The sequence below is a fragment of the Stenotrophomonas sp. YJH_SMC_29 genome (assembly GCF_059371235.1).
The window spans coordinates 150,914-163,233 of sequence record NZ_JCAFUK010000009.1 but is presented as its reverse complement, the minus strand read 5'-3'; the positions used below and the strand labels follow the sequence as shown (position 1 = coordinate 163,233).

The following is a 12,320-nucleotide window of genomic DNA, read 5'->3' as shown; positions in this document are numbered from 1 at the left end:
GACGGCCGGCGGATAATGCGTTTCCCTTTCCGGCTGGTGCGTCGATGAGCGAGTCCCTCCTGTCCCCGTCACCGGCCGATCCACAGGAACCGGACGCGCCGCTGCCGCCTCCCTCGCGCCCGCGCGGGCCGATGTCACTGGTGGTGCTGGCAACCCTGGCCGTGGGGTACACGCTATGGGCCGCGCAGGACATCATCCTGCCGGTGCTGCTGGCGATGTTCTTCGCGCTGGTCGGCAATCCGATCCTGCGCCTGCTGCAGAAGCTGTGGATTCCGCGCGCCCTGGGCGCACTGCTGATCCTCGGCGCCGGCCTGGGCGTGACCGGTTCGCTGGCAGTGCAGCTGATCGGCCCGGCGATGGAATGGGCGCAGGAAGCGCCGCAGCAGCTGCGCAAGGTCGCCCGCCAGGTACAGAACCTGACCAAGCCGGTGCAGCAGGCCAACCAGGCCGCGGAGAACTTCGCGCGCGTGGCCGGCGGTGACAGCAACCACAAGGTGCAGGTGATCCGCACCCAGCTGGACGACCCGTACCGCATGCTGACCCGTGCCCCCCGACTGGCGGCATCGGTACTGGCGGTGGTGTTGCTGACGCTGTTCTTCATGATCTACGGGCAGAGCCTGCAGCGCGCGGCGATCGCCCTGTTGCCCAACCGCCAGCAGCAGCGCTTCACCACCGACATCCTGCGTTCGATCGAGCGCGAGGTCTCGCGCTATGTGCTGACCATCAGCGTGATCAATACGCTGGTCGGGCTGGTGTTCGCCGGCGTGCTGATGCTGCTCGGCATCGGCCTGCAGGAAGCGCTGTTGTGGGGCACGGTCGCCGCGCTGCTGAATTTTGCGCCCTACGTGGGCCCGCTGATCGGCGTGGCGCTGATGCTGCTGATGGGCTTCGTGGAATTCCCCGACCCGCTGCAGGCGCTGCTGCCGGCCGCCGCCTACCTGGCCCTGCACACGCTGGAAGGGCAGATGGTGACCCCGATCGTGCTGGGCCGGCGCATGAAGCTGTCACCGCTGGTGCTGATCCTGGCGCTGATGGTGTTCGGCTGGGCCTGGGGCATGATCGGCCTGCTGCTGGCGGTGCCCCTGCTGGTATGCATCAAACTGGTGCTGGCACGGCTGGATGGCACCCAGGGCTGGGCGCGGCTGCTGGAATGAAAGCCCGCGCGGGCAGGCGTAGAATGGCGGGGTGAATTTCCCCGTCCAAGCCATCACCCTCGACCTCGACGACACGCTGTGGCCGTTCGCTCCGATCGGCGCCCGCATCGAGCAGGTCCTGCACGCATGGATGCGTGAACACAGCCCCGCCACCGCCGCGATGTATCCGGTGGCCGCGATGCGCGAACTGCGCGAGCGCCTGTACCACGCCCACCCGCATCTGCACCACGACCTCAGCGAACTGCGCCGGCTGACCCTGCACGAAGCGCTGCACAGCAGTGGCGCCAGCCTGGACCTGCTGGAGCCGGCGTATGAAGTGTTCTACGCCGCGCGCAACCAGGTCGAGTGCTACCCCGATGCGATCGATGCGCTGGCGCGGATTGCCGCGCGGGTGCCGGTGGCTGCGTTGAGCAACGGCAATGCCGACCTGGAACGGATCGGCCTGGCCCACCACTTCGCCTTCCAGCTGGGCGCGCGCGAACACGGCGCGGCCAAGCCCGAAGCAAGCATCTTCCACGCTGCCTGCACCCGCCTCGGCGTGGTGCCGGCACAGGTACTGCATGTCGGCGACCACGCCGAGATGGACGTGGCCGGGGCGATCGCCGCCGGCCTGCGCGGCTGCTGGATCAACCGCGACGCAGCCACCTGGACCCATCCGCAGCTGCAGCCGGACCTGCAGTTCGACACCCTCACCGGCCTGGCCGACTGGTTGGACGCCAACCTCGACGCCGCCGCATCCCGGAGTACCTGACGCATGAGCGAGATCACTGGTTTCACCGCCGACAGCGGCGCAGCACTGCCGCTGTACGTGCTGGACCGCGAACAGTTCGCGGCCTGGAAGGACGGCCAGCCGGCCGCCACCCGGGCCTGGCTGGCGTCGCAGGGCTTCAGCGCCGGCGCGCACAGCGTGGCGTTGCTGCCGGGCGCCGATGGCCTGGCCGGCGCCGTGGTCGGCGTCGGCGACCGCGCCGATGCCTACAGCTATGCGCACGCCCCGCACGCACTGCCCGAAGGCAGCGTGTGGCAGCTGGCCAACGAACTGCCGGCCGCCGAACGGGCGCTGCTGCAGCTGGGCTGGGGCCTGGGCAGCTACCGCTTCGACCGCTACCGCAAGCGCAACCGTGCACCGGCACAGCTGGTGGCGGCACCGTCCGGGGAAGTGGCCGACCTGATCGCTGCCAGCCTGCGCGTGCGCGACTGGGTCAATACCCCGACCGAAGACATGGGCCCGCAGCAGCTGGAAGACGCCGCGCGTGCCCTGGCCGCTGCCCATGGCGCGCAGGTCGAGGCGATCACCGGCGATGAACTGCTGAAGCAGAACTTCCCGGCCATCCACGCCGTCGGCCGTGCGTCGCACCGCGCGCCGCGCCTGGTCGTGCTGCGCTGGGGCAAGGACACCGATCCGGCGCTGGTGCTGGTCGGCAAGGGCGTCTGCTTCGATACCGGCGGGCTGGACATCAAGCCGGCCGACGGCATGCGCAACATGAAGAAGGACATGGGCGGCGCCGCGCATGCACTGGCGCTGGCCGGCCTGGTGATGGCGCGCGGGCTGCCGGTGCGCCTGACCCTGCTGGTGCCGGCGGTGGAAAACGCGATCGGTCCGGATGCGTTCCGCCCGGGCGAAGTGATCGCCACCCGCAAGGGCCTGAGCGTGGAGATCGACAACACCGACGCCGAAGGCCGGGTGATCCTGTGCGATGCGCTGACCTTCGCCAGCGAGCAGAAGCCTGACCTGGTGCTGGACTTCGCCACCCTTACCGGCGCTGCACGCATTGCGCTGGGTCCGGACCTGCCGGCGCTCTTCAGCAATGACGACAGCGTGGCCCAGCAGTGGCTGCAGGCCGGCGACGCCACCCGTGACCCGGTCTGGCGCATGCCGCTGTGGCGCCCCTACCTGCGTTACCTGAGCAGCGGCATCGCCGACCTGGCCAACGCCGGTTCGCGCATGGCCGGCTCGGTGACCGCCGCGCTGTACCTGGAACGCTTCCTCGAAGACGGCCAGCGCTGGGCGCATCTGGACGTGTACGCCTGGAACGACGGCGAGCGCCCGGGACGCCCAGCCGGTGGCGAGGCGCTGGCCCTGCGTTCGGCGTGGGCGATGCTCAAGGCGCGTTACGCATGATGGCGGCGCCGGGCACGGCCCGGCGCGTCCCCAGGCGGGGCTGGCAAATCTGACGAAAAATTGAATTCCGGCCCCGGCCGGGTTCTGCGAGGATGTGAGGGTCGACCACCCACACGCTCCGTGAAGGCAGGACTCCGACCATGTCGCTCTTCCGCTACACCCGCGCCGGCCAGACGGCAGGCGCACCGCGCAGGCATTCGCCGCTGCTCTGGATCGCATTGATCGCACTCATCCTGGGTGGCGTCGCGCTGGCCTTTGCCTGGCTGGCCGGCTGGATGGGCGACCGCCTCACCGCGCAGCGCTTCACCGACACCATCGAGGCCACCGGCCCAGCCCATCCGGGCTTCCGTCGTGCGCACAGCAAGGGCATCTGCGTAAGCGGCTGGTTCGAACCCAGCGCACAGGCCCCCACCCTGTCCAGCGCGCGGGTGTTCTCGCAGGCCCGCGTACCGGTGATGGGCCGCCTGTCGATCGGTGGCGGTGATCCCTACGGCGCCGACAACACCGCACGCGTGCGCAGCCTGGCGGTGCAGTTGGTCAGCGACGATGGCCAGGAATGGCGGATGGCGATGAACAGCTTCCCGTTCTTCGCTGTGCCCAGCGCCGAGGCGTTCTACGAGCAGACCCGTGCCTCCATTCCCGACCCGGCCACCGGCAAGCCCGACCCGCAGAAGATGGCGGCGGTGCTGGCCAGGTACCCGAGCGCACAGGCGTTCCAGCAGTGGGCGAAGACGGCACCCTGGACCAGCAGCTGGGCCGACACCACCTTCAACAGTGTCAACAGCTTCTGGTTCACCAACGCGCAGGGCCAGAAGCGTGCGGTGCGCTGGCGCTGGCAGCCGCAGGCACCGGTAGTGGAGATGGACGCGGAAACGCGCAAGCAGGCCAGCGTCGATTTCCTCAGCGAGGAACTGCAGCAGCGTCTGGCCAAGGGCCCGGTGCGCTGGAACCTGGTCGTGACCACTGCCGAGCCCGGCGATGCCATCGACGATCCATCGGTACCCTGGCCGGAATCGCGTGACCAGGTGGTGGCCGGCGTGCTCAGCCTGGACCACATGCAATCGCAGGAACAGGGTGCGTGTGGCCAGATCAACTTCGATCCGTTGATCCTGCCCAGCGGCGTGCGCGGCAGTGACGACCCCATCCTGGCGGCACGCTCGGCGGTCTATTCGCAGTCTTTCAACCGCCGCGAACGCGAGCGCGCCAGCGGTAACGTCGAGCCACCGAAGGAGGCCGCACGATGAGCACCGGCAACGGCCACTTCAACCTGCTGGCGCGGGTGCTGCACTGGTCCATGGCGCTGATGATCATCGCCATGCTGTTCATCGGTGTGACCATGGTCGCCTCGCTGCACCTGCGGCCGATGCTGATCGACCTGCACCGCCCATTGGGCATCGCCCTCGGCGTACTGGTGCTGCTGCGCCTGTACAACCGGCTGCGGCATCGCCCGCCGCCGCTGCCGGCGGATCTTCCGGTGTGGCAGGTAATGGCGGCCAAGGCATCGCACTGGATGCTGTATGCACTGATGCTGGCGATGCCGCTGATCGGCTGGGCGATGCTGTCTGCCGGCGGCTACCCGATCGTGCTGTGGGGTGGCCTGCACCTGCCGCCGATCGTGCCGCACACTCCGGCGCTGTATGCCGCGTTGCGCAATGCGCACAGCCTGCTGGCCTATGTGTTGTTTGCCACGGTGCTGATGCATGTGGGTGCGGCGCTGTTCCACCTGTGGGTGCGGCGTGACGGGGTGTTCCAGGCGATGGCGCGCGGCAAGGAGTGATGATCGGGTTCGCCGGGAGTTCCCGGCGGGTTGTTTGCGCGACCGCGGGGGTGTCACTTTCTTTGCGCGCAAAGAAAGTAACCAAAGAAACGCTCCGCCGGCCGCGAGCCGCCGCTACGCGACGGTTCCCTGCGCTCCTCGGTCCGTCGAGGTACGGCGCGGGAACTCGCTGCGCTCAAACACCCGCGCCTCTTCGCCCTCGCCGGACCTGCGGTGCTCGGCTCGCTCAAGGCGGACTGGAAGGTCAAGATCAACAGCAAGAGCATCCACGCATGGCGTGGATCTACTGGGTGCTGCTTCTGCCTTTGACGTTGGGTCCGCCTTTTAGCGAGCCAAGCATCGCAGGGGAATCAGGGGCGTAGAGGCGCCGGTGTCTGAGCGCAGCGAGTTCGGCGCCGTCCCCTGATTCGCCGAGAAGCGCAGGGAACCGTCGCGTAGCGACGGCTCGCGCTCTGGCGGCGTGTTTCTTTGGTTACTTTCTTTGCACGAGCAAAGAAAGTGACACCCCTCCACGGTCGCGGAAATGATCCGCCGGGCAGCGCCCGGCGCTACCCGTGCGTCGGCGCACGCCGCTACAGCCACCCCTTCTGCCGCGCCAGCCGGTACGCCTCGATCCGGTTGGCCACGCCCAGCTTGCCGATGCACTCGGACAGGTAATTGCGCACAGTACCGTGCGACAAGCCCAGCTGCTCGGCGATCTCGCTGGCGGTACGGCCTTCGCCCGCCAGCCGCAGCACACGGCGCTCGCGGTCGGTCAGCGGATCGGCCTGTGACCATGCATCCAGCGCCAGCTGCGGGTCGATCGCACGGATGCCCTGCTTCACCTTGCGCAGTGCATCGGCCAGGTTCTCGGCCGGTGCATCCTTCAGCAGGTAGCCCAGCACGCCGGCTTCCAGCGCGCGGCGCAGGAAGCCGGCGCGGGCGAAGGTGGTCACGATCACCACCTTGATCGGCAGCTCGTGGCGCGCGATGCGCTGGGCAAGCTCGAGCCCGGACAGGCCCGGCATCTCGATGTCGGTCACCAGGATGTCCGGCTGCAACTGCTGCAGCATGCGCCACGCGGTTTCGCCGTCGGCGGCGCTGCCCAGCACTTCGATATCCGGCTCCAGGCCCAGCAGCGCCGACAGTGCGCCGCGTACCATCGCCTGGTCCTCGGCCAGCAGGATGCGGATCATGCGGCACCGTCCTGCGCCAGCGACGGCGGCGTTCCCGGCGGCAACGGTGTGGTCGCGGCAGCCAGTGGCACGCGCACGGTCAGTCGCGTGCCCTCGCCCCTTGCGGACTGTACCTGCAGGTTGCCCCCCAGGGCGGCCACGCGTTCGCGCATGCCGCTCAGCCCGTTGCCCTCGGCCTGCACGCCGCCACGGCCATCGTCGCGGATCTGCATCGCCAGCATGCGTCCCTCCAGCATGAACTCCACCCGTGCCTGTGTTGCCTGTGCGTGGCGCACGATATTGGTTGCGGCCTCGCGCAGCACCAGCGCCAGCCCGCGTTCGACATCCACCGGCATCGCCGGTGGTGGTGCGTATTGAAGGTGGACCTGCTGGCATTCCAGCAGCAGCCGCGCCGATGCCAGCTCACCGGCCAGGTCGCTGGCGCGGATGCCGGTGACCGCGCTGCGGACCTGTGCCAGCGCTTCGCGGGCGATGGCCTCGGCCTCGCCGATCTCCAGCCGCGCGCGCGCGTCGCCGCGGTCGTGCAGCTTGCGCGCCAGCTCCAGCTTCAACGTGATCAGCGACAGGGTGTGGCCGAGCAGGTCATGCAGGTCGCGGCCGATGCGTTCGCGCTCGGCAGTGGCCGCCAGCCGCCGCACCTCGTCCTGCGACAGCTGCAGTGCCGCATCCTTCTGCTGGTTGAGCGCTTCCACGTTCACGACCAGCCCCACGATATAGGACACGGCGGGGATCCAGACCAGGCTCTGCCATGGGTACTGGAACACCAGCGCGAGGCTGCAGAACAGCAGATTCAGGCCAGTGAGCTGCAGCAGATACTGCCACCAGCCACCGCGTCCGCTCACCCGCAGCAGCACGCAGCCGAACACGAAGTAGGTCAGCCCGGACGGGTACCAGGGCAGCAGCACCAGCGACATCGCGATCAGGCCCAGTGCATAGCGCGGAGCGTGATGGCGCGGCGCCACCATCACCTTGGCGTACAGCAGCAGGAACACCGGATAGCTGGCCAGCGTCAGCAGCAGCCAGCGCAGGGTGAAGCCGTGGCCAAGCAAGGGCGTCAGGAAGATCCACACCGACCACAGCAGGTGGATTGCCTCGCTCCAGGGCGATTTTCCCCGGCGCAGCGTATCGGCCACCGCCGAGTCCGGCGCGGGGCGCAGCAGCGAGGCAAGCCATGTCGAGGGCACGGGCGGTTCCAGGCGGGGACGATCGCCGCCGATCATGCCAGTTCAGCGGCCTGCGCGCAGGCGCCGCCGACCGGGCGGCACCGGCGCAACCGGGCGCAGATCACGGTACGCTTGGCGGCGCCGCTGCGGCGTGCCGGCAATGGGGCGATCGGATCCATGGGCAGTACCGGTAGCGGGAACGTTGCCATCCTGTGCCGCCGTGGTCACATTTCGCAGTTGCCGCCGTCAGTGTCATCGGGTGACAGCTGTCACTGCCGTCATCGCTGTGCCTGCCGTCATGCTGTGCCGCACGCTCCACCGCCGGAACCGCCGCCGTCCGCCCTTCCGGCCACACCCGCCCGAACGCCTGTGATGGAACGAATGAACGCTTCTGCCGAGCTGTTGAAGGAACTCCGTATCGACCGCAAGTCGCCGCCGCCGGCCTCCGGGGGCAATGGCGGTGGCCGCCGCTGGCTGTGGATCGCGATCATCGTGGTCGTGCTGCTTGCTGCTGCCGTGGCCTTCGTGTTCGGCCGCGCGCCGGCCGTGGAGGTGGAAACCGCGCCGGCGGTGGCCATCCAGCAGGGCAGCGCCAGCAGCTCGGTGCTCGACGCCAGTGGCTACGTGGTCGCCCGGCGCATGGCCACGGTATCGGCCAAGATCACCGGCAAGGTGCGCGAGGTGATGATCGAAGAAGGCATGCGGGTCGAGGCTGGCCAGGTGATGGCGACGCTGGACCCGATCGATGCCGACGCGCAGCGCAGCCTGTACGCCTCGCAGCTGCAGGCCGCACGCAGCCAGGTCGCCGGGCTGCAGGCGCAGCAGAGGCAGGCCGCCGCCGAAGCCAGCCGCCTGCAGGCGCTGGTCGGCCAGCAGCTGGTGTCGCGCTCGCAGTACGACCAGGCCGTGGCCCAGCGCGACAGCCTGCGCGCGCAGCTGGATACCGCGCAGCGCAACGTCAAGGTCGCCCAGGACCAGCTGGCCATCGCCGACCTTGGCGTGGACAACAACGTGGTACGCGCGCCGTTCTCCGGCGTGGTCACCGCCAAGGCGGCGCAGCCGGGTGAAATCGTCTCGCCGCTGTCGGCGGGCGGTGGTTTCACCCGCACCGGCATCGGCACCATCGTCGACATGGACTCGCTGGAGATCGAAGTCGAGGTCGGCGAGGCCTTCATCGGCCGCGTGCAGCCGAAGATGCCGGTGGAAGCCATCCTCAACGCCTACCCGGAATGGAAGATTCCCGGCGAGGTGATCGCCATCATCCCCACCGCCGACCGCGGCAAGGCCACGGTGAAGGTACGCGTGGCGCTGAAGGTGAAGGACCCGCGCATCGTGCCGGAGATGGGCGTGCGCGTCAGCTTCCTGGAACAGGCGCAGCCGCAGGCCGCGGCCAAGCCGCAGGGCGTGCGCGTGCCGGGCGGCGCCGTGGTGCAGCGCGACGGCGCCTCGGTGGCCTTCGTGCTGGGTGACGAGAACCGCGTGCAGCAGCGCACGGTCGAGGCTGGCCAGGCGATGGGCAAGGACCGCCAGATCCTCAAGGGCGTGAGCGCCGGCGAATCGGTGGTGGTGAACCCGCCGGACACCCTGCGCGATGGCGCCAAGGTGCAACAGAAACAAGCGCAGTAACGGCCTGGCGCCCGTGGGCGCCGCCGGCAGCACCGCTCGACGCTCGCCCGCGGCCATCGCGGGTGCGCTTCCCCGTTTCCCGCCTTCCGTGGAGAACCACCCATGTCGACCCTGGTTTCACTGCGCAACATCACCAAGACCTACCAGCGTGGCCCCGAGAAAGTGCAGGTGCTGCACGGCATCGACCTGGACATCGCCAGCGGCGACTTCGTCGCGCTGATGGGCCCGTCCGGCTCGGGCAAGACCACCCTGCTCAACATGATCGGCGGCCTGGACAACCCCAGTGGCGGCGAGATCAGCATCGAGGGCGAGCGCATCGACCAGATGAGCGGCGGCCAGCTGTCGACCTGGCGCAGCCACCATGTCGGCTTCGTGTTCCAGTTCTACAACCTGATGCCGATGCTGACCGCGCAGAAGAACGTGGAACTGCCGCTGCTGCTGACCCACCTCAATGCCGCTCAGCGCCGCCGCAATGCCGAGATCGCGCTGACCCTGGTCGGCCTGGCCGACCGCCGCAGCCACCGCCCGAATGAACTGTCCGGCGGCCAGCAGCAGCGCGTGGCGATCGCCCGCGCGATCGTCTCCGACCCGACCTTCCTGATCTGCGACGAACCCACCGGCGACCTCGACCGCCAGTCCGCCGAGGAGATCCTCGGCCTGCTGCAGCAGCTCAACCGCGAGCACGGCAAGACCATCATCATGGTCACCCATGACCCGAAGGCTGCCGAGTACGCCACCCACACGGTGCACCTGGACAAGGGCGAGCTGGCCGACGCGCCGCTGGCCCACTGACGGAGGCCACGGCGATGAAATACTTCTCGTTGGTGTGGGCACAGCTGTTCCGCAGCCGCACCCGCACCCTGCTGACCCTGCTTTCGGTGGTGGCCGCGTTCCTGCTGTTCGGCATGCTCGATTCGGTGCGCGTGGCGTTCTCGTCCGGTGGCAGCGTGGAAGGGGCCAACCGCCTGGTGGTCGCTTCTCGGCTGTCGATCACCCAGTCGCTGCCGATCCGCCTGGAAACCCAGGTGCGCCAGGTCGCTGGCGTGCGCGACGTGGCCTATGGCATGTGGTTCGGCGGCATCTACCAGGACCCGAAGAACTTCTTCCCGAATTTCTCGGTGTCGCCCAACTACTTCGACGTCTACCGCGAACTGCAGATCGACCCGGCGCAGCTGGAAGACTGGAAGCAGACCCGTACCGGCGCCATCGTGGGCGAGACCCTGGCCAAGCAGTTCGGCTGGAAGATCGGCGATACCATCCCGCTGCAGGCCACGATCTTCCCGCGTGGCGGCAGCAACGACTGGCCGTTGGTGCTGAAGGGCATCTACCGCTCCAAGGACCGTGCGCTGGCCGCCAACGAAGAGCGCCAGCTGATGATGAACTGGAAGTACTTCGATGAATCCAACGACTACATCAAGAACCAGGTGAGCTGGTACACGGTGACGCTGGACAACCCGGACCACTCTTCGCGGGTGGCTCAGGCCATCGATGCGATCTCGGCCAACTCCGACCACGAGACCAAGACCCAGACCGAATCGGCGTTCCAGCAGGCCTTCGTCAAGCAGTTCGCGGACATCGGCATGATCGTCACGTCGATCATGGGCGCGGTGTTCTTCACCCTGCTGCTGCTGACCGGCAACACCATGGCGCAGGCGGTGCGCGAGCGCGTGCCGGAGCTGGCCACGCTGAAGACGCTGGGCTTCAAGGACAGCACCGTGCTGACCCTGGTGATGGTGGAGTCGGTGCTGTTGATCGGCCTGGGCGGCCTGATCGGCATGGGCCTGGCCGCGCTGATCCTGCCGGCGATCGGGCCGAAGAGCATGGGCATGCTGCCGCCGCACGTACCGACGCCGACCTGGCTGATGGGGCTGGGCCTGATCGTGGTGATCGGCATCATCGTCGGCCTGTTGCCGGCGCTGCGTGCCAAGCGCCTGAAGATCGTCGACGCACTGGCCGGCCGCTGAGGAGGACACCGACATGTTCAAGAGCAAACTCAAGAAGTGGCTGGGCAATGGCGTGACGGTGCTGCTGCTGGCGGTCGGCCTGGTGCTGTGGATCGGCCTGCCGTGGATCGGCGTGCTGGCCGTGGCCGTGCTGGTGGCGCTGTGGCTGCTGCTGACCCGCGGTGGACGGCTGGCGCTGGCCGCCACCCGCATCGGCGTGGCCAGCCTGCCACAGCGCTGGGGCGCGTCCTCGGTGATCGTGGTCGGCATCGCCGGCGTGGTCGGCGTACTGGTGGCGATGCTGGCGATGGGCGAAGGCTTCCAGGCCACGCTCAACAACACCGGCGATGACACCACCGCCATCGTGCTGCGCGGGGGCTCGCAGGCCGAGACCAACTCGGTGATCACCCGCGAGCAGGTACCGATGCTGTCCACCCTGCCCGGCATCAGCCGCGATGCGCAGGGCCGGCCGTTGCTGTCGCCCGAGTTGTCGCAGGTGGTCAATCTGGTGTCGAAGTCCGATGGCACCGACGTCAACGCGCAGTTCCGCGGCGTCGGCCCGCAGGCGTGGGCGGTGCATGACAAGGTCAAGATCGTTGAGGGCCGCAAGTTCGCCACTGGCCTGCGCGAGATCGTGGTCGGCCAGGGCGCCAAGGGCCAGTTCCGCGACATGAAGGTCGGCAGGACGCTGACGCTGGGCAATCAGACCTGGACCGTGGTCGGCACATTCGCCACCGGCGATGCGCATGATTCGGAACTGTGGACCGACGCCGATACGCTGGCCACCACCTACCAGCGCAGCGCCTGGCAGTCGATCAGCGTGCGCACCGAGGGCAAGGCTGGCTTCGAGCAGTTCAAGGCCGCCGTCGCCGCCGACCCGCGCCTGAAACTGGACGTGGAAACCACCCGCGTCTACTACAGCAAGCAGGGCGGCGGGCTGACCAAGCTGATCGACATCCTCGGCAAGGTGATCGGCACGATCATGGCGGTGGGTGCGGTGTTCGGCGCGCTCAACACCATGTATGCGGCCGTGGCCACGCGCGCCCGCGAAATCGCCACCATGCGTGCGATCGGCTTCCGCGGCCTGCCGGTGGTGACGGCAGTGATGCTGGAGACGATGCTGCTGGCGCTGCTCGGTGGCCTGCTCGGCTGTGCGGTGGCGTGGCTGCTGTTCAACGGCTACAGCGTGTCCACCATCGGCAGCAACTTCAGCGCGGTGGTGTTCAAGTTCCACGTGTCGCCGGAACTGCTGTGGACCGGCCTGAAATGGGCACTGGGCATCGGCCTGGTCGGCGGCCTGTTCCCGGCACTGCGCGCGGCGCGCCTGCCGATCACCACGGCGCTGCGCGAAACCTGAGCC

General features: G+C 68.5%; 12 protein-coding genes. 9 read left to right on the top strand and 3 right to left on the bottom strand.

The annotated features are described in order from the left end of the window. The first annotated feature begins 44 nt into the window (after window positions 1–44). From AC5P9I_RS12050 to AC5P9I_RS12030, 5 genes are all read left to right on the top strand, one after another. Window positions 45–1,154 (top strand): AI-2E family transporter, encoded by a 1,110-nt coding sequence (locus AC5P9I_RS12050; protein ID WP_049470021.1) that lies wholly within the window; start codon window positions 45–47, stop codon window positions 1,152–1,154. Window positions 1,155–1,185: 31 nt separating this feature from the next. After that, complete coding sequence (locus AC5P9I_RS12045) at window positions 1,186–1,905, top strand: HAD family hydrolase (protein ID WP_049470017.1); 720 nt, start codon at window positions 1,186–1,188, stop codon at window positions 1,903–1,905. A 3-nt stretch (window positions 1,906–1,908) separates the two neighbouring features. Continuing rightward, window positions 1,909–3,276, top strand: a complete 1,368-nt coding sequence (locus AC5P9I_RS12040) for a leucyl aminopeptidase family protein (RefSeq protein ID WP_049470013.1) — start codon at window positions 1,909–1,911, stop codon at window positions 3,274–3,276. A 140-nt stretch (window positions 3,277–3,416) separates the two neighbouring features. Next, window positions 3,417–4,520: a catalase family peroxidase gene (locus tag AC5P9I_RS12035; RefSeq protein WP_049470011.1), complete on the top strand. Its 1,104-nt coding sequence runs from the start codon at window positions 3,417–3,419 to the stop codon at window positions 4,518–4,520. Then, window positions 4,517–5,053, top strand: a complete 537-nt coding sequence (locus AC5P9I_RS12030; RefSeq protein WP_057494446.1) for a cytochrome b — start codon at window positions 4,517–4,519, stop codon at window positions 5,051–5,053. Before AC5P9I_RS12035 ends, AC5P9I_RS12030 begins: the two co-directional genes overlap by 4 nt. 572 nt (window positions 5,054–5,625) lie before the next feature. On the opposite strand, the gene AC5P9I_RS12025 is transcribed toward AC5P9I_RS12030, so the two are convergent. From AC5P9I_RS12025 to AC5P9I_RS12015, 3 genes are read right to left on the bottom strand one after another with little or no spacing between them, the layout of a single operon-like run. Continuing rightward, window positions 5,626–6,228 (bottom strand): response regulator transcription factor, encoded by a 603-nt coding sequence (locus AC5P9I_RS12025; protein ID WP_014645643.1) that lies wholly within the window; start codon window positions 6,226–6,228, stop codon window positions 5,626–5,628. Continuing rightward, window positions 6,225–7,448, bottom strand: coding sequence for a sensor histidine kinase (locus tag AC5P9I_RS12020; RefSeq protein ID WP_495217401.1), 1,224 nt, complete (start codon window positions 7,446–7,448; stop codon window positions 6,225–6,227). The genes AC5P9I_RS12025 and AC5P9I_RS12020 overlap by 4 nt, the downstream gene beginning before the upstream one ends. Beyond that, complete coding sequence (locus AC5P9I_RS12015; protein ID WP_254918072.1) at window positions 7,445–7,570, bottom strand: hypothetical protein; 126 nt, start codon at window positions 7,568–7,570, stop codon at window positions 7,445–7,447. Before AC5P9I_RS12015 ends, AC5P9I_RS12020 begins: the two co-directional genes overlap by 4 nt. A 202-nt stretch (window positions 7,571–7,772) precedes the next feature. Here AC5P9I_RS12015 and AC5P9I_RS12010 point away from each other — a divergent pair, with 202 nt between their 5' ends. The 4 genes from AC5P9I_RS12010 (at window position 7,773) to AC5P9I_RS11995 (ending at window position 12,317) form a co-directional block, all read left to right on the top strand. Beyond that, window positions 7,773–9,017, top strand: coding sequence for an efflux RND transporter periplasmic adaptor subunit (locus AC5P9I_RS12010; protein WP_130768685.1), 1,245 nt, complete (start codon window positions 7,773–7,775; stop codon window positions 9,015–9,017). A gap of 102 nt (window positions 9,018–9,119) precedes the next feature. Next, window positions 9,120–9,809 (top strand): ABC transporter ATP-binding protein, encoded by a 690-nt coding sequence (locus tag AC5P9I_RS12005; RefSeq protein ID WP_130768684.1) that lies wholly within the window; start codon window positions 9,120–9,122, stop codon window positions 9,807–9,809. A gap of 14 nt (window positions 9,810–9,823) precedes the next feature. Then, window positions 9,824–10,981 carry an ABC transporter permease gene (locus AC5P9I_RS12000; RefSeq protein WP_053506795.1) on the top strand — a complete coding sequence of 386 codons (1,158 nt, stop codon included), beginning with the start codon at window positions 9,824–9,826 and terminating at the stop codon, window positions 10,979–10,981. A 13-nt stretch (window positions 10,982–10,994) separates the two neighbouring features. After that, the gene (locus AC5P9I_RS11995) at window positions 10,995–12,317 is read left to right on the top strand and encodes an ABC transporter permease (protein WP_130768683.1); all 1,323 of its coding nucleotides are present in this window, start codon (window positions 10,995–10,997) and stop codon (window positions 12,315–12,317) included. Window positions 12,318–12,320: the final 3 nt, after the last annotated feature.

Coding starts and splice junctions, on each gene's coding strand:
- AC5P9I_RS12015 (WP_254918072.1), bottom strand. CDS start 7,570: ATGGATCCGATCGCCCCATTGCCGGCACGCCGCAGCGGCGCCGCCAAG.
- AC5P9I_RS12025 (WP_014645643.1), bottom strand. CDS start 6,228: ATGATCCGCATCCTGCTGGCCGAGGACCAGGCGATGGTACGCGGCGCA.
- AC5P9I_RS12005 (WP_130768684.1), top strand. CDS start 9,120: ATGTCGACCCTGGTTTCACTGCGCAACATCACCAAGACCTACCAGCGT.
- AC5P9I_RS12010 (WP_130768685.1), top strand. CDS start 7,773: ATGAACGCTTCTGCCGAGCTGTTGAAGGAACTCCGTATCGACCGCAAG.
- AC5P9I_RS11995 (WP_130768683.1), top strand. CDS start 10,995: ATGTTCAAGAGCAAACTCAAGAAGTGGCTGGGCAATGGCGTGACGGTG.
- AC5P9I_RS12030 (WP_057494446.1), top strand. CDS start 4,517: ATGAGCACCGGCAACGGCCACTTCAACCTGCTGGCGCGGGTGCTGCAC.
- AC5P9I_RS12050 (WP_049470021.1), top strand. CDS start 45: ATGAGCGAGTCCCTCCTGTCCCCGTCACCGGCCGATCCACAGGAACCG.
- AC5P9I_RS12000 (WP_053506795.1), top strand. CDS start 9,824: ATGAAATACTTCTCGTTGGTGTGGGCACAGCTGTTCCGCAGCCGCACC.
- AC5P9I_RS12020 (WP_495217401.1), bottom strand. CDS start 7,448: ATGATCGGCGGCGATCGTCCCCGCCTGGAACCGCCCGTGCCCTCGACA.
- AC5P9I_RS12040 (WP_049470013.1), top strand. CDS start 1,909: ATGAGCGAGATCACTGGTTTCACCGCCGACAGCGGCGCAGCACTGCCG.
- AC5P9I_RS12035 (WP_049470011.1), top strand. CDS start 3,417: ATGTCGCTCTTCCGCTACACCCGCGCCGGCCAGACGGCAGGCGCACCG.